Source organism: Flavobacterium tagetis (assembly GCF_016735615.1).
Taxonomy (GTDB): domain Bacteria; phylum Bacteroidota; class Bacteroidia; order Flavobacteriales; family Flavobacteriaceae; genus Flavobacterium; species Flavobacterium tagetis.
In genome coordinates this window covers 292,859-315,746 of sequence record NZ_JAERSF010000001.1, presented here as the reverse complement: position 1 = coordinate 315,746, position 22,888 = coordinate 292,859, and the positions used below count along the sequence as shown (strand labels likewise).

Below are 22,888 nucleotides of genomic sequence, written 5' to 3'. Positions count from 1 at the left end.
TTGTTATTTTTATAGTACAAAGATACGGTCGATGTAGACGAAAAGCACTTAATGTAGATTAAGAAAGATTCTGAGGTTCTAAGATGCTAAGTTTCTAAGTTTTTTTGAAGCAGAGATTTTGGTTTTCAAAAGACGTTCAGTCCCGCTATCCGTTGCAATCTTTTGTGGTGAACCCCACCACAAAAGGATTTCCACTTCTATCGGGGCTAGATTAGAAATTTTTATTTTCAGAAGAAGTTATTGAGACAAAAACTTAAAGATTTCAGTTCCTCATGATTGCAAGATTGCGTTGAGTAATTGTATTCAAAGAAAATAATCTTTGCGACTTCGCGTCTTTGCGAGATTATTAAAAAACTTTTATTTAATCCTAACCAATTTCCCTTTTCCAACCACTTCATCAAGATAATTCGCAGAAGAACTTTTCTTGTCATGCATAAAAAAAGGAATAGTATCTTTTTTAATCTGATCTTTTGGAATGCTGATAATCAAATCAGTATTAATGAAATTATCCAATAATATCACATTGCCATAAGAAATTTTACCTTTTGGCAGATATTTGTTATCAAAAGCAAAAACGCTGTCCTTAAAAGTAATTTTATCTTTTTGAACGTAGGCATTATCGTCTTCAATCAAATAATTATAACGGCCAGTAAGTTTGTCCGTTTTTTGGTTGAAGTTGATAAAGAACAAGGTTATTAGTAAGGCAAAATATTTCATGGCATTCTAACTATATTGATTCATAAACTGCTGTACAACTGCATCCGTATTCTCATGGCGTTTCTTTTTTTCTAAAACAATTGGCGGAGCAGCTCTTTCTAAACAGTCTTTTACAGCACAAGTTTCGCAAGTTACACCAACAATTCGTTTTACCAAAGGTTTTCCGTCAATGAGTTTGAATTTCTTTTTCATTGTTGGATTAATCAAAATTCCAACAGAAATACTTCGGATCGTATCATGCAAAAAAGGATCTTTTGTAGCCGATGAAAAAACTAAATATTCGTTACCGCTATTGGCATAACTCGATATTTGAGCATCAAAAAAATGAGATTTGTTCTGTTTGATGGCTTCATCAATTGTTTTTACAGAAACCCATCTTCTGCAATAATGTTCATTTGTTTCGTTGGCGTGCGGTTCTTGCTGATGCGTAATATGTAATTCTTTATTTATTTGATAAAAATCAGAATCGATTTTATGTGACAATCTTAAGAAAAATAAGTTTTTAAGCTGAAAATCTTTCGGTAATAAATTGGTTAATCGCTGATAAAAAGATTCGGGCGAAACTTCAAAACTTTCAATTAATTGAACAAATTCTTCCGGTTTTGGATTTTCATTTTCCAAAAAAGAATTGATTTTATCTACAACTAATTTTCTCGGCAATATTAAAGCACCTGCAAAATAAGAGGCATAAAAATTATTTAAAACCTGATCGAAATTTTCAAACTTGATCCAGCTGAAAGTCAGTAGACGATCGGATATTTTTAAATAATTATAGGCAATTTCTTTAGCTAAGATAAAAGTTTTCTGCGGAGCATCTAGTTCGGTTGAAAGCAATAAAGTTTTACTTTTCGGAACATAAATAGAACGTAAATCGCCCAAAGCCTCTTGATCTGTAAAAGCAATTTCTTTGATGTTGTATTCATATTCTTCTTTTAAAATTGCTTCCAATTCTTCAATACTGATTTTAGAATCCAGATTAATCTGAAACGACTTCGAAAACGCAATTACTTTATCTTCTAAATCTTCAAAATAATTGCTGTGCGCTTCCTGATACGAACGCAAAGCAGCCAAAAAGAAACTTTCTCGGCTTAAATTATAATGCTGTGCAATTTCGATTATAGTACTAATAAATGCATTGACTTTTGCTGGAGCATTCGCAATAATATCAATTAAATCGGCTTCCTGAATTCCAAAAAGTTCCAATGGAATCTCTTTTAAAATTCCAGATTTCAAGATTTCACCAATCGGGGCGAGGTTATTATCGAGTTTTAAAGACACCATTTGGTCGTAAGTCACGTCCAAATGTTCGCACAAAAGCAAAATTTTATCTGTTTTCGGATATTTTTTCCCCTTTTCAATTTCGTTTAAGTACGATTTTGAAAGATTAGTCAGTTTGGCCAAGCCAAAAAGAGACAAGTTTTTTTGCGTACGAACTTGTTTCATTTTTAGTCCAAAAATCAGCTTTATATAGTCTTTTTCGATATCCATAATCCAAATGTAAGTAATCTAAAAATAATCGCCAAAAAAATATTTTTAAAATTTAGCGAACGTTCGCTTGTTTTGTAAAAAACTTTTTTATAACATTGTATCGTTGAAACTTATTAACTATGAATTAGTTATGGTTAATGTGTTTTGATTCGACGAAAATGATTGAATAGAAAATCTGTTTAATCAAATTAAAAATTAAAATCTGCAGCTATGAAAAACCAATTAGAAATCACTGAAATGGCTATAGAATTCCTAGCCGACAAAAAGCTTGCTTATCCAAAAATCTGGACAGAAGAAGCGACTGCGTTTATTATCGAATTGTATAAAAAATTCGAATCGCAAAGAAAATTATTGCTTTTACAGAGAGAACAGAAACAAGTCACTTTTGATCAAGGAATCATGCCGGTTTTTATTCCAGAAACCAAAAGCATCAGAGAAAGTAATTGGACAGCTGGAGAAATTCCCAAAGATTTACTAGATAGAAGAGTTGAAATTACTGGACCAGTTGACCGAAAAATGATTATCAATGCTCTGAATTCTGGTGCTAAAACTTTTATGGCTGATTTTGAGGACAGCACTTCACCAACTTGGCAAAACCTGATGGATGGACAAATGAATCTGATAGATGCCGTTAACAAAACCATCACGTTTACGGATTTGGTGAAGCAGAAATCCTATCATTTAAACGAAAGAATCGCAACGCTGATTGTACGCCCAAGAGGTTTACATCTGCCTGAAAAGCATGTTTTAATTGAAGGAAAAGAAGTTTCGGGTTCTTTGGTAGATTTTGGTTTGTATGTATTTCATAATCATAAAAGACTTTTGGAAAACAATTCTGGACCGTATTTCTACATTCCGAAATTAGAGCATTATCTGGAAGCAAGATGGTGGAATACTGTAATTGATTTTACTGAGGATTATTTGAAGCTAGAAAGAGGAACGATAAAAGTGACGGTTTTAATTGAAACCATTACAGCAAGTTTTCAGCTGGACGAAATCATTTATGAATTGAAAGAACATATTGTTGGTTTGAACTGCGGACGTTGGGATTATATTTTCTCCTACATTAAAAAGTTTAGAAAAAATCCAAAATTCATTGTTCCTGATCGTGATCAGGTAAATATGACTTCACCTTTTATGAATGCGTATTCAAATTTGGTAATTCAGAGATGTCATAAAAGAGGAATTCATGCAATTGGCGGAATGGCAGCGCAAATTCCGATTCGAAATAATGAAGAAGCAAATGCTGTCGCTTTCGCAAAAGTAAAAACTGATAAAGAGCGTGAAGTTCGAAACGGTCATGATGGAACTTGGGTGGCGCATCCAGATTTGGTTCCAATAGCTAAAGAAGTTTTTGATAAAGGAATGCCAACTCCAAATCAGATTCATGTAAAAAGAGAACATCGAAAAATTACAGAAGCCGATTTGATCGAACCGCCAATTGGACTGATTACAGAAAACGGAGTTAGAAAAAACATAAATGTAGCGGTTTTATATCTGGCTTCATGGCTAAACGGACAAGGTGCGGCAGCGCTTCATAATTTGATGGAAGATGCTGCAACTGCCGAAATTTCGAGATCGCAATTGTGGCAATGGCTTCAAAATAAAGTGATTTTGGATAATGGCCGAAAATTAGATTTGGCTTATTATCACGAATTGGCTTTAGATGAATTTAGAAAACTCAAAGAAGAAGTAGGAGAAGAAAATCACGAAAAACAGCAGTTTCCATTAGCTGAAAAATTGCTAGAAAGATTAGTTGTAAACCTGCATTTTGTGGATTTCCTAACGATTCCGTGCTATAAATATTTATAAAACTTTTAATATCTGCTCAATTTGCCAAATCTGCGAGCGAATAATTTCTCCCGCAGATTTAGGAGATCAGGAAGATAAAAACTGAATACTATATTAACGAACCACTTTAACTAAACTATATTATGAAAACAACAGAAGACAGAATTCAGGAATTGATTAACGATTGGATTACGAACCCAAGATGGAAAGGCGTTGAACGTCCTTACACTGCAAGTGAAGTAGTAACGCTTCAAGGGTCTTATAAAATTGAGCATTCTATTGCAAAAATGGGAGCTGAGAAATTATGGAGAAAGTTAAAAAGTCAGGATTATGTTGCAGGTTTGGGAGCGTTGACTGGAAATCAGGCGATTCAGGAAGTCGATGCAGGTTTAGAAGCGATTTACTTAAGCGGATGGCAGGTTGCTGCCGATGCAAATCTGGCAGGAGAAATGTATCCTGATCAATCACTTTACCCTGTAAACAGCGTTCCGATGGTGGTAAAAAAGATTAATAACGCTTTATTGCGTGCCGATCAAATTCAGATTGTAAATAAAATTGAAGATAAAAAGGATTATTTGGTTCCGATTGTAGCCGATGCCGAAGCTGGTTTTGGAGGAAATTTAAATGCTTTCGAATTAATGAAATCGATGATTGAAGCTGGAGCTTCTGGAGTTCATTTTGAAGATCAATTAAGTTCTGCTAAAAAATGCGGACACTTGGGCGGGAAAGTTTTGGTTCCTACTCAAGAAGCGATTAATAAATTAATTGCTGCTCGTTTGGCTTCAGATGTTATGGGAGTTTCAACTTTAATTGTTGCCAGAACAGATGCCGATGCAGCTAATTTATTAACGAGTGATGCTGACCCAAGAGACAGAAAATTTTTAACTGGAGAAAAAACTGCTGAAGGTTTCTTTTATGTAAAAAACGGAATCGATCAGGGAATTGCGAGAGGTTTAAGCTACGCGCCATATGCTGATCTAATTTGGATGGAAACCAGTAATCCTGATTTAGATTACGCTAGAAAATTTGCGAAAGCAATGAAGAAAGAATTCCCAGATAAAATGCTGGCGTACAATTGTTCACCTTCTTTTAACTGGGCAGCGAAATTATCAGTTGCTGAAATGGAAACATTTAGAGAAGATTTAGCTGAAATGGGATATGCTTTCCAATTCATCACTTTAGCAGGTTTCCATGCTTTAAATACAAGTATGTTTGAATTGTCAAAAGCCTACAAAGAACGTGGAATGGCCGGGTATTCTGAATTGCAGGAACGCGAATTCGCTTTACAAAAAACTGGATTCAGAGCCGTAAAACATCAGGCTTTCGTAGGAACTTCTTATTTCGATGCTGTTCAGAACACGGTAATGTTAGGAAAATCAGCAATAACCGCGATGGAACACTCTACAGAGGTTGAGCAATTTTAATTCTTTTTTTAACCATTAAGATATTAAGAAAGTTAAGCTTTATATTCTTAAAAAATAAGAAAGATTAAGTCTAGCTTAATGAATCTTAATGTCTTAATGGTTTAATTTTATTTTTTCAAAAGCCGTGCTTTCATTTTGCTGAAAAATTCTGGTGTTACGCCAATAAATGAAGCGATTTGCTTTTGAGGAACTTTGTGAACTAATGTTCCATATTTTTTGGTGAATTTTTCGAAACGTTCTTCTGCAGGCAAACTCAAGTTATCCATTAATCTTTGTTGATTTGCAACTAAAGAGTTTTCAATCAGAATTCTAAAAAAACGTTCTAGCTTTGGAATTTCAAGATACAATTGTTCTTGATTTTCTTTGGATAACGAAACCACTTCAGCTTCTTCTAAAACCTCAATAAAAAGCTGCCCTGGTTTTTGTGAAAAATAACTGTACATATCGCTCATCCACCAACCTTCGCAAGCGAAAGAAAGAACGTGTTCTACAATATTATCGTTGATGTTGAAACTTCTTAAGATTCCAGAGTTTACAAAATAAGAATGCTTGCAGACTTCGCCAGCATTTAGTAAAACCGTTTTGGCTTTGTAAGTGTTGGTTTCTAGTTTAGATAAAAAAAGTGCCTGTTCTTCTGGTGTCAGAGAAACGTGTTTGGCAATATTTTCGAGAATTAATGCCATTATTTTTTATCGTCTATTAAGGTAAATGAAGTTGCTTTGAATCTGTCTCCTTTGATTTCTCCCGTAACTAATGCTTTACTGATCGCATTGCAAAAACCTTTTTCTGCGTGAGCGTCTCCGTGATCGTGAATTGTGGTTCCGTCAACAAAATAAGATTTTCCATCAATACGAACTGCTAAATCACAGCTTTTGCCTTTCATTCCGAATTGACATTCTCCACAAGAAGCTTCAACGACTGTTGGTTTGTCAAATTTCTTTTTGTCCTGTGCTTGTACTGCGATTCCAATAAAAAGGAAAGTCGCTAAAAGTATATTTTTCATGATTAAGAATTTACAGTGATTGATTTCGCCGTTTCTTTGGCGCGTTCTATTACTTCGTTAATTGGTGTTGAAAGTGAATCATGGCTTAAAACAACTCCCATTCTGCGATAGGGTCTTGAAGTTGGTTTCCCAAAAATTCTGAAATCGGTTTTTGGTAAAGCTGCAACTTTTTCTATTCCAGTAAAAGTTGGATTTGTAGAATCTTCTGAAGCTAAAATTACAGCGCTTGCTCCAGCCTTTTCTAAAGTAATTTCAAAAATTGGAAGACTTAAAATAGCTCGTAAATGCAATTCAAATTCGTTGAAGTTTTGTGTTCCTGCTAAAGTTACCATTCCTGTATCATGTGGACGTGGAGAAAGCTCAGAGAAATAAACACCTTCATTCGTAAGGAAAAATTCAACGCCAAAAAGTCCGGCACCGCCAAGTGCTTCGGTAATTTTTTCGGCCATATCCTGAGCTTCGTACAAGTCTTTTTCTGAAACCAAAGCCGGTTGCCAGCTTTCCTGATAATCGCCTCTTTCTTGTCTATGGCCGATTGGAGCACAAAACAAAGTCGGATTTCCGTTTTGCGTAATCGTTAAAAGCGTAATTTCAGAATCGAAATTTACAAAAGCTTCAACAATTACTTCGATAACATCGCCACGCGAACCAGCAACTGCGTATTGCCATGCTTTTTCAATGTCGCTTTCTGTTTTAATTGTTGATTGCCCTTTTCCAGAAGATGACATTAACGGTTTTACCACGCACGGAATTCCAACTTCCTGAACCGCTTTTTGAAGTTCTTCTGCTGAGGTTGCGTATTGGTATTTTGCTGTACGTAATCCGAGTTCTTTTGAAGCTAAATCACGAATGGCTTTACGATTCATAGTAAAGTTTGCCGCTTTCGCTGAAGGAACAACAGTAATGCCTTGTTTTTCGTAATCGTAAAAACGTTCAGTTCGAATGGCTTCTATTTCGGGAACGATAAAATCTGGTTTGTGTTTGGCTACGATTCGGTCAAGTGCTTCGCCATCAAGCATATTGATGACTTCGAAACTGTGTGCAACTTGCATTGCAGGAGCATTTTCGTAACTGTCAACTGCAATTATGGTTTGTCCGATTCGTTGTGCAGCAATGACAAATTCTTTGCCTAATTCGCCCGAGCCTAGGAGTAATATTTTCATTTTGGAGTGTTGTAGTGTTTAAGTAGTAAAAGTAGGGAAAAAGCTTTTTTTAACCGCGAAGTTCTCGCGCTGATTTTGCAAATTAATTTAACCGCAAAGAGCGCAAAGATTTACGCAAAGCACACAAGGTTTTATTTAGATGTAAAAAAGGTTCGCAAAGATTGGTTTAAAATCTTTGCGAACCTTGCGTATTTCTTAGCGTTCTTAGCGGTAAAAAAAATTAAAAATTAATGAATATGATCTTCTTCAATTTCAAATTCTGCATCTTTTTCCCAGATTTCCATTTCGCAGGGTTTACAGTTGAATTTTAGTTTGTATTCTAATTCTCCCTGTTTTAAAACCAATGGCTCTTTTACTTTAACGCCAACGATATCTTTTTGGTGAATTGGGCATTTTTTCAATTCGTATTTGATGCAATATTTAGTTGTCATTACACGAGATTTTCCTGGATCCCATTGTAATTCGAATGCTTTTTCGATTTCGGTTACACCGTGACGTTCGTAGAATTTACGTGCTGTTTTGTTCGAAACGTTGTACATGAAATCCAATTTAGTTTCAGGATATGGATGTGACGTTTTTACCAATTGGTGTTCTTCACGAACGTAATTTGCCAAACGAATTTCTGTCAACTGATCGTAAACCGTTCTTCTCATTTCGTTGATTTTTGAAATAGGAAGGAACCAGTTTTGAGAAAACATAATATTGATTTCATCAGCAGTGTAAGGTGTGAAACCAGTTTTTGCTAATTGTATTTTAATGTTTTCTTCGATAGATTCGCCAGTTTTTGTCTGCTCTTTTGGATGTTCTAAATTTACTGTGCTAACATTTCCGTCTTCATCGGTTGCGATTAATTGGAAACCGGTTTCAGTTTCAGTAAGCAATAAAGTAGTGCTCAATTTACGAACGGCGCTGTCTTCTCTTTCTACAATTTTGATGAAAGCAGCGTCGTTATTTCTGTAAATGAAAGTTCCGTCTTTGATTTCTTTTAGGACGTTTGGATATACTTTTCCGTTTTCGGCTTTGTTTACGTAGATTCCGTCGGCTTCATTATTTTCGTTGATAAAGCAAAGTCCGTCACCGTTGTTTAATAATTCGCCGTTTTCGATTTCGTAAGCGCCGCCAACAGTTCGGATTAATTTACCGATATATTGACCTTTTGATTTTGGGCTTTCCCAAGAACCAATAGAACTGTGTCTGTCGTTAACGAAATAATCGGTATAACCACGGTTGAAAGTTCTGTTTAATGCCGAATCAAAAGTATATGTACATTTTCCAGAAGAAGCTTTGGTGTATTTATCGCTTCCTGGACCTTCTAAATAACTGTCTAATTTCTGACGAAGATAAGATACGTTATTTTTAACGTAAGCTACGTCTTTTAATCGACCTTCGATTTTGAAAGAAACAATTCCCGCTTCAATCAAATTCGGAATCTGATCTGAAATATCTAAATCTTTAATCGAAAGTAAGTGACTGTTTCTGATTAAAGTATCTCCGTTTCCGTCGATTAAGTTATAAGGTAAACGGCAGTTTTGTGCACAAGAACCACGATTCGCGCTACGCTCTCCGTTTGCCACACTCATATAGCAGTTTCCGCTGAAAGAAACGCATAAAGCTCCAGTTACGAAAAACTCTAACTCAACATCAGCGTGATCGTATATTGTTTTAATTTGATGCAGGTTTAACTCACGCGCTAAAACGACACGTTTGATTCCGGCATCTTTTAAGAATTTAATTTTATCAGCATCACGGTTATTGGCTTGAGTACTTGCGTGAAGAACGATAGGAGGTAAGTCCATTTCCATAATCGCCATATCTTGAATGATCAAGGCATCGACACCAATATCGTATAATTCCCAAATCATGGCACGACACGTTTCTAATTCGTTATCGTATAAAATGGTATTCATTACCACAAAAACCTGTGCGTTAAATAAATGCGCGTATTTTACAAGTTCAGCAACATCTTCGATTGAGTTGTTGGCGTTAGAACGTGCACCAAATTGAGGTGCACCAATATATACAGCATCGGCGCCACTATTTATGGCAGCGATTCCTCCAATTAAATCTCTAGCAGGAGCTAATATTTCGATTTTCTTCTTCATTTCTAAAACTTTAGACTTTTGTGGTATTCCCGAAAAAAAGTGTGCAAAGGTCTAATAAATTATTTGAGTTTGCTAGTGATGAAGCGATTTTTTTGAAATTGTTAACTTAATATGGAATGATGATAAATGAAATCTTTGATTAAAAGTTTGAAAAAATGTTAATCTAAAGGGAATGTATATCCAAATCCTAATATTGCATTAGATTGTTTAGCGGCCGGATGAAAGTATCCGGAAATTCCAAGTTCGAAACTGTGCTTTCTTCCAATTGCAAGTCCAATACTAAATGGGATGTGCAGTAAAGCATCACTTTTATTAAAATTAACGTTAGGCGTAAATGTTTCGAATTTACCTATCGAAGTTCCAATACCACCTTCGATAAATGGTGCAACCCATGGAATTGGCGCGCAAAGACGAACTTTTCCTCCTAGTAAAAAAGCATTTGTGGTTACTTTGTATTGGGGTTGATTTGTAAGATCCTGATCTTTTTGGACAGATGTAAAAATAGCTCCTGCATAAGGCCTTACACTAAACCAAGATTTTACTCCTAAAATATATTCACCTTGAAGGTAAAGACCGTCCCCCATAACATCTACTTCTTCCTGACTTCCATAATTTTCGATGTAATAAGAACTGCTAGAAGCGAAACCTATAGATGCCTTAATGAAGTTGCCTTCTGTTTGGGCTCTTAAATGATTGGTAAAGTAACTGATAAAAAGAACGAATGTAAATAGAAAGCGCATTATAAAGTTTATTGAGTTTTGATTAGTTAAGATTTTTTGCGCGACAAATGTAGGAGTTATTTTTCAAATTCAATAAACAAAAAAACCACCCGATCCGAAGACCGAGCAGTTCTCAAAAAAAGCATGAATCGATCGATTAATTTGCTCTCATTTTAATTTGTGATAAAGTATTTTGAATACTGTTTAATTGTTTCGATACAATGTAAACTTGATCATGTTCCAAATGATTTTCTTCGAGTGCCATTTTGTACTTTTCGATAGCTGCTTCTTCACCAGTGATGCAAGCATTTATAATGGCTTCTGTATCACCGCCTGTAAATGCAGATTTAATATCGATCCAAGCGCGGTGTAGAACTCCAAGCGGCCCTCCTCCAGAAGTATCTGTTGATTTTCCTAGTTTATTGATTTGGTTTTGTAGTTCTACAATAAATAAAGCACGTTCGCGGGCATATTCAAGAAAGTCAGTTTTCATGGCTTGATTTTCTACATGTTCTGCTGCATCTGTATATCCTAGTTTTCCATCTTCAAGAATTGAAATTAATCCTTCTAAGGTTTTAATTGTTTCTGTTGTGGTTTCTTCTGCATGTGTCATGACATATAATTTTTTGAAATTAATATGTTACAAAGTTTGCAATTATAACATGCTTTGCTTTACAGGATTACATTTGAAGTTTTACAATATTGTAGAATGGGAATTTTGAAACTGTTTTTTTGTTCGCCGCGAATTTCTCGAATTTCGCCAATTTTAAATGCTCAAAAGTTTTGTTTTGAAAATGATATTTCTCGTATGCTGTTTGCGTGAGGGATAGAAGTGGAGAGCCTGGAGCCTGACGAAGGAAGTGCGAGGATTTGTTCTCATAAAAAAAAACAGCTTAAAGTATAAAAGTGATGAAACTTTTGAACCTTAAGCCGTTTTAATAAAACTTAATATATTATTATGCAGTCAAAGCTTCTTTGATTCTGCGTAATGCTTCTGTTAAAATATCGTTGCTTGTTGCGTAAGAGAAACGAATACAGTTTGGATTTCCGAAAGCATCTCCAGTTACTGTTGCAACGTTTGCTTCTGCTAAAAGATACATTGAAACATCGTTTGCATCTTTTATTTCGTGTCCTTTTAAAGTTTTTCCGAAGAAAGAAGAAACGTCTGGGAATACATAGAATGCACCTTCTGGAACGTTGATTTTTACGCCTGGGATTTCTTTTAATAATCCAACAACTAAATCTCTACGACCGTGGAAAGCCTGAACCATGTGGTTTAATACGCTTGGATCAGCATCTACAGCTGTAATTGTAGCACGTTGTGCCACAGAGTTTGCTCCAGATGTTACTTGTCCTTGAATTTTTGTACATGCTTTTGCGATAAATTCCGGTGCTCCAATATATCCAATTCTGTATCCTGTCATTGCAAATGCTTTTGCAACTCCGTTTACAGTGATTGTTCTGTCTAACATTCCAGGAATTGAACCGATGCTACAGAAAGTTCCTGAGAAATTGATGTGCTCGTAAATCTCATCGGCAACTACGTAAATATTTGGGTGTTTTTCTAGAACTTTTGCCAATGCTGTTAATTCTTCTCTGCTGTAAACAGACCCAGATGGGTTACATGGAGAAGAAAACCACATCATTTTTGTTTTTGGTGTGATTGCAGCTTCTAATTGTTCTGGAGTGATTTTGAAATCGGTTTCAACAGAAGTTGGAACTTCAACTGGAACTCCGCCAGAAAGTTTTACGATTTCGAAATAAGAAACCCAGTAAGGTGCTGGTAAAATTACCTCGTCACCATCGTTTAACATTACTTGTGCAATGTTGTATAATGATTGTTTTGCTCCTGTAGAAACTACGATTTGAGTTGGTTTGTATTCTAAATTATTGTCTCTTTTGAATTTTCTGCAGATTGCTTCTCTCAATTCAAGGTAACCTTCTACTGGAGAATAAGTGCTATAATTTTCGTTTACTGCTTTTATTACTGCTTCTTTAATGAAGTCTGGCGTGTTGAAATCAGGCTCACCTAAACTTAAGCTGATGATATCTTTTCCTTGTGCTTTTAATTCGCGAGCTAAAGCGGCCATTGCCAATGTTTGCGAAGTCGCTAAGTTGTTGATTCTGTCCGAAAGAATATGATTCATTATAAAATTTTTGAATGTCCTTAATTTGCTGTGTTGATTAAGGAAGGTTAATTATTAATAGATTTCTTTTAGTTCTTAAACTGCTAATTTCGGTTTCATTCCCAATTCGCGTAAATGTTTGAAGTGTGCAATAACAGCACTTCGCATTGTTTTGTATTCGTAATATGGCAAATCGCATTCTTTTGCTGTTTCTTTTACAATTTTTGCGATTTTGCCGTAATGAATATGACTAATATTTGGGAAAATATGATGTTCAATTTGATGATTTAAGCCGCCTGTGTACCAGTTTACAATTGCATTTTTTGGAGCAAAATTCGTTGTTGTATACAATTGGTGAACTGCCCAAGTGTTATCCATTTCTCCTAATTCGTTTGGAGTTGGGTTTGTAGTATGATCCACAACGTGTGCTAATTGGAACACAATACTTAGAATTAATCCGGCTGTGTAGTGCATTGCAAAAAAGCCAACAAGCACTTTCCACCATGTAATTCCAATTACGATTGGTAAAACAATCCAGATTGAAACATAAATCATTTTAGTGATGATAAGTGTTGTCCACAAAATCTTTGGATTTTTTGGCTCACCATAAGATAGTTTTCTCTTTAAATAGTTTCTCATCTGCTTAAAATCGGTTGTTAAAGCCCAATTGAAAGTCAATAAACCGTATAAGAAAACAGAGTAATAATGTTGGAAACGGTGAAAACGATGCCATTCTGCATGTTCTGTAAAACGAATAATTCTTCCAGCATCTAAATCCTCATCATGTCCCGGAATATTAGTATAAGTATGATGCAATACATTATGCTGTACTTGCCAGTTATAAACATTTCCAGCCAGAACGTAGATTGTTCCGCCCATAAATTTGTTAATCCAGCTTTTAGTAGAGTAAGAACCATGATTTCCGTCATGCATAACGTTCATTCCAACACCAGCCATTCCTACACCCATCACAATTGATAAAAGTAACATAACCCAAAATGGCATGTTAAGCGTAAGAATTAAAAAGTACGGAGTTAAAAAAACAGCAAATAGAATAACAGCTTTTAAGTGTAACTTCCAGTTTCCGGTTTTTTTAATATTATTTTCTTTAAAGTAATTGTTAACGCGAGAGTTAAGCGTTCTAAAAAACTTTAAATTGTCTTGCCGTGCAAAAGTTGGAGCAGTGTTATTCATAATTAATTTAAATAGATTTCAAAGGTAATTATTATAAATTTTCAATTTGCAAAATTGAGTTAAATATTTCAATCGTAAAGTAGTACTTTTGTTAAAAAATTATAGCAATGGATGAGATATTGAAATATTTTCCCAATTTGACCGATCTTCAAATTGAACAATTTCAAAAATTAGACTTTTTATACCACGATTGGAATGAAAAAATCAATGTTATTTCGCGTAAGGACATTGACTCTTTATATACAAAACACATTTTGCATTCATTAGGAATTGCTAAAGTTATGAAATTTGAGCCAGGTGCAACAGTATTAGATGTTGGAACTGGTGGAGGTTTTCCTGGAATTCCGTTAGCGATTCTTTTTCCTGAAACCCGTTTTTATTTAATTGATGTTATTGCTAAAAAAATTAAAGTGGTTCAAGGCGTTGCTGATGCTTTGGAATTAAAAAATGTAAAAGCAGAACAAAAGCGTGCCGAATTGGTAAAAGGTGATTTTGATTTTATTGTGAGTCGTGCCGTTACTAATATGCCTGATTTTGTTTCATGGATTAAAGATAAGATCAAGAAACAGCATAAACACCTATTAAAAAATGGAATTCTTTATTTAAAAGGTGGTGATTTAACCGAGGAGTTAAAAGATTTTCCAAATGCAACTTTATATGATCTAGCTGATTTTTTTGAAGACGAATTTTTTGAAACTAAAAAAGTGGTTCATCTTCCATTAAAATTTAAGCCTTAATAACAAATAACCCAATTAGGAAATCCTAAGCGGGTTATTTTTTTTGAACAAAACTAAACAGTTTAAAATTACGAAGCCTTTTTCGGAAAATTTAAAAAACTGTTCGCTTTAAGGTTTAAATTACCAATGAAACCATGAATTGCATTCTCTGATGCTTCAACTGAATATTCGAATTTTTCATCAAAGAAAAATTCTCTACAGATTAGAGGCTCGTTTGAAGAGTCGTATACAGCTTCATCAGTCTCATCTAATACATCATTTTTGTACAGGTTAGGATGAGAATGAGTTAAGTTGATGATGGTTTGAGCAAACCAATTGTCAAATTTTTTCTTTTTTGGCGTAATATGGCGTGCTAATAATACTAATCCGACAAGGTCATTTTGTAAAAAGTATGAGCCTTTGCGGTATCTTGCATCTATCATTCTCACATTCATTAATGCAATCCATAGAGCGCCGTTGACAGAGCCAGTTGCTGGAATTTCAAAATCGGTGTCAAATAATAAAGGATTTGTCTGTTCGCGATTATTGATAGAACACCAAAGAGCTTCAATTCGCTTTTGTGTGTCATTTATAGCCTGGCTGTAACCTGTAAAACGCCAGTAAACCCATTCTAATAATGCTGCAGTCAAACCAATTGAACCTTTATGGTTTATTTGCATTAAGGTTTCTTCAAGGTCTTCGTTTCCTTCAATAGGGTCTAAAAGTTGATTTATTTTCTTTTTTGTCCATTTATAATTAATGGAATGCCCAATACTTTTAGATTCCATAATAACTTTAGGAACATTATTTAAATTTCTCATACTTATGCTGTTAATTTATTCTAACTTTTAATGTTGAAGCAAAAGTAGGAGGATGGTTTTTTTTGAAAGGGAACAAAAAGTTTTTAAAGTGTCAAAATAAGGTATTTAAAACTTTTAAAGCATTGATTTTTAAATAAATAAGAAAAATATTACAAAAACATTGTTGTAAGTAAAAAAGCCGATCTTCAAAGAGGATCGGCTTTTTTATATAAAGTCAGATTTACAACTTTTAAACCTGAAATTTTAAATTGGATTAACCTAAGAAAGGATATCTGTAATCTTCTGGCGTTACAAAAGTTTCTTTGATAGTTCTTGGAGAAGCCCAACGTAACAAGTTTAATGCAGAACCTGCTTTGTCGTTAGTTCCAGAAGCTCTTGCTCCACCAAATGGTTGCATTCCTACAACTGCTCCAGTTGGTTTATCATTAATGTAGAAGTTACCAGCAGAGTTTTGTAATTTAGTTGTCGCTACTTCAATAGCATAACGATCTTGGCTGAATACAGCTCCTGTTAAAGCGTACTCAGAAGTAGTATCTACTAATTCAAGAGTTTCTTCCCATTTAGTATCTTCGTAAACATAGATCGTGATAACTGGTCCGAACAACTCAGTTTCCATTGTAGTATATTTTGGGTTTGTAGTTACAATAACTGTTGGCTCAATAAAGTAACCTACAGATTTATCATAATTTCCTCCAACGATAATTTCTGCGTCAGCATCTTTTTTAGCTTGATCAATATAACTAGCTAATTTATCAAAAGAACCTTCGTGGATAACTGCTGTAATAAAGTTTCCAAAATCTTCTGGAGAACCCATTTTCATAGATTTTACATCAGCAATTAATTGCTCTTTTACAGATGGCCATAAACTTTGTGGAATATAAGCTCTAGAAGCAGCAGAACATTTTTGCCCTTGGAATTCGAAAGCTCCACGAGTAATTCCTGTAACCACTTGTTTTACGTTTGCGCTTGGATGAGCAATGATAAAATCTTTACCTCCAGTTTCACCAACGATTCTTGGGTACGTTTTGTAGTTTTGAATGTTTGCACCAATTTTAGCCCAAATATCTTTAAATACATGGGTTGATCCTGTAAAGTGAACACCAGCAAAATCACGGCTAGCTAAAACAGTATCAGTAATCATTAAAGCATCTCCAAAAACTACGTTGATAACTCCGTCAGGAACTCCAGCTTCTTTGAAAACTTCTAAAATGATTTTTGTAGAAAATACTTGACTATCACTTGGTTTCCAAACCACAACGTTACCCATCATTGCAGCACTTGCAGGAAGGTTTGCAGCGATTGCAGTAAAGTTGAAAGGAGTAATAGCGTAAACAAAACCTTCTAATGGTCTGTACTCTACACGGTTCCAAACAGATGAATCTGATTTTGGTTGATCGTTGTAGATTTGAGTCATAAACTCAACATTGTAACGTAAAAAGTCGATTAATTCGCAAGAAGCATCAATTTCTGCTTGGTGAATATTTTTAGATTGACCAATCATTGTTGCAGCGTTAATACGAGCTCTGTATGGTCCAGCGATAAGTTCAGCAGCTTTTAAGAAAATAGCAGCACGCTGTTCCCATGCTAAGTTTGCCCATGCTTTTCTTGATTCAAGTGCATTTGCAATTGCTTTTTCGATATGTTGTTTTTCAGCTAAATGATATTTTCCAACTACGTGTTGGTGATCGTGAGGTGCTATAATGTTTCTTGTATTTCCAGTTCTAATTTCTTCGCTTCCAATATATAAAGGAACGTCAATTTGAGAATTCCACATTGTGGTATAAGCGGCTTGAACAGCAGCTTTTTCTGGTGAGTTTGGTGCGTAGCTCTTTACAGGCTCGTTTACCGCTTTTGGTACATGGAAAAATCCTTTAAGCATGTTATTTAAAATTTGTGAATTAGACAATTTAAAGTTAGACGATTTGTTTTGTTACGAATAATCTAACGTTGCACAAAAGTACAAAGGATAAATTAATAAATTGACAATTTTATGATTAAGATAACGATAAAAGCAATAGTTGTAAACTATATCTTAATTTAATGCAAAAGGAGCACACATTCTAAAAGTAGGAACAATTACTTTGAATGTTTTTGTAGTAGTAAAATTGATCATATTGAAATGACCTTTCATTGCGCCATAAGGAGACGATAATAAACAGCCAGAACTGTAAGTATGGTTTTCGCCAGGTTTTAAAACTGGTTTTTTACCAATTACACCTTCGCCATCTACAACTTCTAAATCATTTAAAGAATCAAAAATCTCCCAGTGGCGAGAAGTTAACTGTACAGAATCTTTACTATGATTTTCGATGGTAACTACGTAGCTAAAAGCAAAATGAATCTTGTAGTTCTTGAAGTATGTACCTTCAAAACTAGTCAAAACAGATATTTTTATGCCTCGTGTAATTTGAGAAACCATACTAACGCCGTATATATGTGAGTGTTATAGTGGCAAAGCTACGAAAAAAAATCGTTTAATCTAAAACCTTAACATTGTTTTAATTGACTATATTGATAGAGTTTGCATTTCCTTTTCCAATTACACGCTGATAACGATCGGTTGCTTCTTTATAATACACCAAGATGGTGTACTCGTTTTCAGTCTGATAAAAGTTTCCGTCAATGGCATTTTCAAAATCAACGACGCCTTTTTTATCTGCAACGGTATACTGAAAATTAGTAAAACCTTGCTTGATCATAATGGCTTTTTCAAAAACTCCTTTGTCATTGTTGTAATCCATTTTGTATTCTGGAGAAAGGCTGTAGTTGTTAAACATTCCAGTAATATAAATGTCTTTGTTCATTCTAAAAGCAGGAGCAGAGAGTGTAAAATAAACCCAAGCATAATCGGCTTCAATATCATTGTTAGAACCGTTTATGTTCTTAACAACAAAATTTCCATTTACATCTTCATAATTTGTATAAATCTGATTTCCCCTTGCGGCATTTGTGTATAAAAACGCATTGTAGATATCATTGTTTGAACCTATTTTGGCAACATTATTATTGGCTGCTCTAATATCTTTGTTTTCAAAATATAAAAACTCATTTCCTCCCCAAAACTGGGTTTCTTTATCATATTTATAAACTAGCTGATTGCCAATTGTATATTGAGGAACAATATTTTTTATCTCAGTATGAAAGTTTCCGTTTTGCAGTAGAAGAACTTTTACATTTTGCAATGGGGTTTGAAATGCAATATCATTGGATAAAATAGCAAAATCTAAATTCTGTTTGTAATCAATATTACTCAGATTACGACTCCTTTTTACTTGTACTCCAACGGTACAATGATTTTCATGCAATATAAATTTTCTTGAGAAAACGAGTTCTCTATCTTCATTTAGAATTCGCAGCATGTAATTACCAGAAAGTTTCAGTAGCTGCGTAAACTGATTTGGAAAAGAAAGTCTATAATGCGTGTATACTTGCAGTGTATTGAACGAATTAGAAAAATCTGTAATTCTCTGATTATCCATTCCAAGAATATAGTCCGTTTTTGGAATATCTGTCGGAAACCAGTTGTAATCGCAATGAATAACTTCAAAGTAATAATTAGCTTCATTACCAAATAAATCATCAAATTGAAAGGTAAATGGAGAACCTAATTCGAAAATTGGCGGAACATTACTGCCATTCTGAATAAAAGAAACAGTTTTGATGTTATAAGGAGGATCGATTTCTTTTTCTTGAGCTTTCGCTAAAGTGAAAATAAAAAGGAATATAAAGCTTGAATATAAAAATTTTGGCATCGTATTTCGTTGTAAGATTTGTAAATATAACAATTTTATACAACGAAAAAGATGCCAATCTATTGGGTTTAACAATTACGAGCCCAGAATATATTCTAAGTTGCCTTCAATTTCATCATTGATGTAACTTTCCTCTAAAAGAGAATCAGACAATAATTTTTTGTTTTCTTGAAGTTTGATAATTTTTTCTTCAACTGTATTTTTAGAAATAAAACGAATCACATTAACTTTATTCAACTGTCCAATTCTATGCGCACGCGCAACACCTTGTTTTTCTGCGAAAGGATTCCACCAAGGATCTAAGAATAAAACATAAGAGGCTTTTGTAATATTTAGACCAACACCTCCCGCTTTAAGAGAAATAAAGAATAAGAGCGGATTTTCTTTTTCTTGAAACATTTTAACTTGCTGTTCTCTCTTATCTGCTGGAGTTTCACCTGTAATTTCGCAGAACTCAATTTTGTTTTCTTTACACCAATCGGTATAGAAATTCAAATTGGTGACAAATGAACTGAAAATGATGACTTTCTGTTTTGCTTTTACTAAGTTTTCTAAATAATTAGTAACCGCAATGAATTTTCCAGAATCAACTTCAGATTCTTGATCAACCATTTTCGGGTGATTACTCAATTGGCGTAATTTCATCAAAGTATTAATAATACTAATTTTATCAGGAGATCCATCAGTTTTAAGCAAGAAATTACGAGCCTTAGATTTTTCTTTCTCGTATAATTTTTCCTGTTCAGGATCCATGTCACAATAGTAAATCTGCTCGGTTAATTCTGGTAAATCTTTTAAAACCTGTTCCTTTGTGCGTCTTAAAATATAAGGCTGAATAAGATTTTTTAATTCTGCTAAAACTTCTTCATTTTGCTTTTTCTCAATCGGATTTTTGAAATTTTCCATGAAAAAAGCATAACTGCCCAAAATCTCAGGATTGATAAACTGCATTTGCGACCATAAATCGTCAAGCGAATTTTCGATTGGTGTACCGCTCAAGGCAATTTTATGACCTGTACTGATTTTATTTATGGCTTTAAAAATCTTAGAATTTTTGTTTTTGATGTATTGGCTTTCGTCCAAAATTAGATAACGGAAATCGTATTTTTCTAAAATGGAAATATCACGATGAATGATGCTGTAACTTGTGAAAATCAAATCGGTCGAATTGATTCTGCTTGCTAAAGATTTCCTATCGTTACCAACATATTGCATTTTTGAAAAGTGTGGAGTGAATTTTCCAGCTTCATTAAACCAGTTAAAAACCAATGAAGAAGGTAAAACAATCAAGGCCTTTAGCGGTTCTCTTTCAATAGTAGTTTCGTTGGCAAACAAATCAAAATTGGTGGTTTTGGTAGTAAAACCTAATTGTTCTTGTACAGAAACCAAAACAGATAAAGTTTGCAACGTTTTTCCAAGTCCCATATCGTCAGCAAGACACGCACCCATATTGGAATTAAAATGTCCTAAAAGCCATTTTACTCCATCAACTTGATACGGTCTTAAAGTTGCTTTTATTAAGTCAGAACCTGTAAATTCAGCTTGATGAATTTGATCTAAATCACTGTCAATTTCTGAAATTCCGTCCAGAGCAGTAAAATTGCTTTTACGCAACAAAAGAACGCCATTTTCTGTTTTTGCCAGCTTTGCCAAAGAACCATATTTGCTAAACCATTCTAACGGAATCAAAAAGTAGTTTCCGTCAGGCAATGCAAAAAGTCTTTCTTTGCTTTTTATATTCGGAATAATTTCGCTGAAATTGATTTTATAATTTCCAACGGTAATTATTATTTTAATGTCAAACCAATCGCCAACTGTTTCTTTTGAAGCAGAAATAGTATGGCTTTCAGTGATGATTTCTTTACTTTCCAGTTTTAGGTTTTCAATAGTAAAACCTAAACTTTTCAGTTCTTCTTTATGATCAATAATAAGCTGAATATTGATGAAAGGATCTGTGTTTTCAGCTTCTGAATTTAATCCAAATAATTCGTTTTTGATTTTGGTTAAACCAATTTCATTCAATTTATCAATATATAAACTTTCGTCAGGATTTCTTTTAAACTGAATTATTTTAGGTTCATTGGCAACACTGAAATCGACAAAAGAATGTGTTTTTTTATTTTTGCTCGCATCAAATGAATATCCATTATAATCAAAATAAAGATTGAGATAATAGCAGTTTTTGAAGAAATCATGAATTGGCTGAATGGTGCAAGAAATAATTTTGTCACGAAGTTCAATCTCAAAACCTGTCGCCTCAATATCAATTTTCTTTGCGATTTGAGGAATAAAACTCTTGAAGTAGTCATCAACTAATTTTGATGGTATTTCAATAGATTTTTTCTTTAAAAAAGGCATTAGTTTTTTAGAGTTCAACTCTTTTAGCTGTCCTAATTTTTTATTAATGATCAGCCAGCCTGGTTCATCCAAAAGAATTTCTGCCTTGATATCCATTGGAGAAAAAGTGGTTTCATTTTCTTTTAAAGAAAGTGTATAAGTAATTCCTTCGGCATGCTTATCAAATTGAATCTGTGGCTCAAAATCAAGTGGTTCGATACTGACTCTTGAACGGTAAAAATCTTTTTCAGGGCCGAGGTTTAAAGATAGAGGAAATTGTTCTTTTACAATTAAATCGTAAAACGAACTTAGATTGAATTTTAAATGTTGACGAATAGCAAATTTAATTTTTGAATCTTTCTGTAAATCAGCAATTGTTTTGGCTGATCTAATTTTAGCGCCGAATTTTTTAAAAATAAATTCAGGTTTAAGAGAATCGCAAGCCGTTAATATTCTTTTTGAGTTGGAATCTAGACTGTCAAAAGTGATTCCGAAACTTTCAAGTACATCGGGACTTGCTTTTTTATCTAAATATTTGATTTCATTAGTATTCTCAACAATGTATGCAGTTGGAATATAGACATTCAGATTTTTTTCCAAACTGATGTCAAAACAGAACTGAAATGATTTTGTAGGTTCCAAGATTTAGGGATTTGGTTAGGCTTATATTTGGGAATTGGGCAAAAAATAAAGAGTTTTCAAATCTAGTATTTTGAAAACTCTTTATTAAATGAACTTATATGGTGAAAAATTAGTTTTCCTGTTTAAAGCAAAGCGGGATAATTTCGCCTTTTGCTAAACAGTATTTTTCAACCAATTCTGGTGCAATTTTATTAGTGTAATCTTCTTCGATCACAATAAAACCAATACTTCTTAATTTATCGAAATAATCGCGTCCGTAAACACGAACGTGATCGTATTGTCCGAAGATTTTAGCGCGCTCTTTTTGATCTGTAATCGAATCATCGGCAAATGTAACTTCACGTGATAAATCCTGAGGAATCTGTAAAATTGCCATTCCGCCTGGTTTTAAAACACGAAATAATTCCTGCATTGCTTTTGTATCGTCTGGAATATGCTCTAAAACGTGATTACATAAAATAACGTCGTATTCGTTGTCTTTGAAAGGCAAATTACAAATATCTGCTTTTACATCTGCCAGTGGCGAAAGTAAGTCAGTTGTTGTGTAATCTAAGTTTTTCTGCTTGCGAAATCTTTTATAGAAAGCTTGTTCTGGAGCAAAATGCAATACTTTTTTAGGTGCTGTAAAAAAATCAGTCTGATCGTTTAAATACAACCAAAGCAAACGGTGTCTTTCTAGAGAAAGTGTACTTGGTGAAAGTACATTGTTACGCTGTTTTCCGTATCCATAAGGCAAAAACGATTTAAAACTTTTTCCGTCAATTGGATCTGTAAATTTATCTCCTTTTAAAGAGAAAGCTAAAATTGGACGCGCCACATAACTCAAACGAATTAATATTGGACGCGGGATTGTATTAAGGACTAATTTAAATAGTTTTTTCACAGGTTTGATT

19 protein-coding genes are annotated in these 22,888 nt (G+C 34.1%); 3 read left to right on the top strand and 16 right to left on the bottom strand.

Annotation, left to right across the window (positions count from 1 at the left end; translation table 11 throughout):
• Positions 1–357: 357 nt before the first annotated feature.
• Together JI750_RS01430 and JI750_RS01425 are read right to left on the bottom strand one after the other, a co-directional pair.
• Positions 358–717 carry a hypothetical protein gene (locus tag JI750_RS01430; protein ID WP_201998475.1) on the bottom strand — a complete coding sequence of 120 codons (360 nt, stop codon included), beginning with the start codon at positions 715–717 and terminating at the stop codon, positions 358–360.
• Between the two features lie 6 nt (positions 718–723).
• Entirely contained in the window at positions 724–2,205 is a 1,482-nt protein-coding gene (locus JI750_RS01425; RefSeq protein WP_201998474.1) for a helix-turn-helix domain-containing protein, read from the bottom strand.
• A gap of 210 nt (positions 2,206–2,415) precedes the next feature.
• Between JI750_RS01425 and aceB the strand changes: the two genes are divergently transcribed.
• Positions 2,416–4,017 (top strand): malate synthase A, encoded by a 1,602-nt coding sequence (aceB, locus tag JI750_RS01420; RefSeq protein WP_201998473.1) that lies wholly within the window; start codon positions 2,416–2,418, stop codon positions 4,015–4,017.
• 122 nt (positions 4,018–4,139) lie between these two features.
• Complete coding sequence (aceA, locus tag JI750_RS01415) at positions 4,140–5,420, top strand: isocitrate lyase (RefSeq protein WP_201998472.1); 1,281 nt, start codon at positions 4,140–4,142, stop codon at positions 5,418–5,420.
• 107 nt (positions 5,421–5,527) lie between these two features.
• On the opposite strand, the gene JI750_RS01410 is transcribed toward aceA, so the two are convergent.
• From JI750_RS01410 to JI750_RS01375, 8 genes are all read right to left on the bottom strand, one after another.
• Positions 5,528–6,103, bottom strand: coding sequence for a Crp/Fnr family transcriptional regulator (locus JI750_RS01410; RefSeq protein WP_201998470.1), 576 nt, complete (start codon positions 6,101–6,103; stop codon positions 5,528–5,530).
• Complete coding sequence (locus JI750_RS01405; RefSeq protein ID WP_008467236.1) at positions 6,103–6,423, bottom strand: DUF6370 family protein; 321 nt, start codon at positions 6,421–6,423, stop codon at positions 6,103–6,105. Before JI750_RS01405 ends, JI750_RS01410 begins: the two co-directional genes overlap by 1 nt.
• 2 nt (positions 6,424–6,425) lie before the next feature.
• Entirely contained in the window at positions 6,426–7,586 is a 1,161-nt protein-coding gene (gene purT / locus JI750_RS01400) for a formate-dependent phosphoribosylglycinamide formyltransferase (protein ID WP_201998468.1), read from the bottom strand.
• 227 nt (positions 7,587–7,813) lie between these two features.
• Entirely contained in the window at positions 7,814–9,688 is a 1,875-nt protein-coding gene (locus JI750_RS01395) for a peptidase U32 family protein (RefSeq protein ID WP_201998466.1), read from the bottom strand.
• A 158-nt stretch (positions 9,689–9,846) separates the two neighbouring features.
• Complete coding sequence (locus JI750_RS01390) at positions 9,847–10,428, bottom strand: hypothetical protein (RefSeq protein WP_201998464.1); 582 nt, start codon at positions 10,426–10,428, stop codon at positions 9,847–9,849.
• A gap of 136 nt (positions 10,429–10,564) precedes the next feature.
• On the bottom strand, positions 10,565–11,020 hold the full coding sequence (locus JI750_RS01385) for a ferritin-like domain-containing protein (protein WP_201998462.1): 456 nt from the start codon (positions 11,018–11,020) through the stop codon (positions 10,565–10,567).
• 343 nt (positions 11,021–11,363) lie between these two features.
• Positions 11,364–12,554, bottom strand: coding sequence for a pyridoxal phosphate-dependent aminotransferase (locus tag JI750_RS01380; RefSeq protein ID WP_201998461.1), 1,191 nt, complete (start codon positions 12,552–12,554; stop codon positions 11,364–11,366).
• 75 nt (positions 12,555–12,629) lie between these two features.
• Positions 12,630–13,727, bottom strand: coding sequence for a fatty acid desaturase family protein (locus JI750_RS01375; RefSeq protein WP_201998459.1), 1,098 nt, complete (start codon positions 13,725–13,727; stop codon positions 12,630–12,632).
• Between the two features lie 107 nt (positions 13,728–13,834).
• On the opposite strand from JI750_RS01375, the gene rsmG reads away from it, so the two are divergent.
• Entirely contained in the window at positions 13,835–14,464 is a 630-nt protein-coding gene (gene rsmG, locus JI750_RS01370) for a 16S rRNA (guanine(527)-N(7))-methyltransferase RsmG (RefSeq protein WP_201998457.1), read from the top strand.
• A 68-nt stretch (positions 14,465–14,532) separates the two neighbouring features.
• Here the strand turns inward: rsmG and JI750_RS01365 are convergent, their stop codons facing one another.
• The 6 genes from JI750_RS01365 to JI750_RS01340 form a co-directional block, all read right to left on the bottom strand.
• Positions 14,533–15,264 carry a hypothetical protein gene (locus JI750_RS01365; protein ID WP_201998456.1) on the bottom strand — a complete coding sequence of 244 codons (732 nt, stop codon included), beginning with the start codon at positions 15,262–15,264 and terminating at the stop codon, positions 14,533–14,535.
• A gap of 253 nt (positions 15,265–15,517) precedes the next feature.
• Positions 15,518–17,143, bottom strand: a complete 1,626-nt coding sequence (gene pruA / locus JI750_RS01360) for an L-glutamate gamma-semialdehyde dehydrogenase (RefSeq protein WP_201998454.1) — start codon at positions 17,141–17,143, stop codon at positions 15,518–15,520.
• 153 nt (positions 17,144–17,296) lie between these two features.
• Positions 17,297–17,683, bottom strand: a complete 387-nt coding sequence (apaG, locus tag JI750_RS01355) for a Co2+/Mg2+ efflux facilitator ApaG/CorD (RefSeq protein WP_008467225.1) — start codon at positions 17,681–17,683, stop codon at positions 17,297–17,299.
• A gap of 79 nt (positions 17,684–17,762) precedes the next feature.
• Positions 17,763–19,016, bottom strand: a complete 1,254-nt coding sequence (locus tag JI750_RS01350; protein WP_201998452.1) for a type IX secretion system plug protein — start codon at positions 19,014–19,016, stop codon at positions 17,763–17,765.
• A 75-nt stretch (positions 19,017–19,091) separates the two neighbouring features.
• A complete protein-coding gene (locus JI750_RS01345; RefSeq protein WP_201998450.1) occupies positions 19,092–21,995 on the bottom strand; it encodes a DEAD/DEAH box helicase in 2,904 nt (967 codons plus the stop codon).
• A 109-nt stretch (positions 21,996–22,104) separates the two neighbouring features.
• Positions 22,105–22,878 carry a class I SAM-dependent methyltransferase gene (locus tag JI750_RS01340; RefSeq protein WP_111376726.1) on the bottom strand — a complete coding sequence of 258 codons (774 nt, stop codon included), beginning with the start codon at positions 22,876–22,878 and terminating at the stop codon, positions 22,105–22,107.
• Between the last annotated feature and the right edge of the window lie 10 nt (positions 22,879–22,888).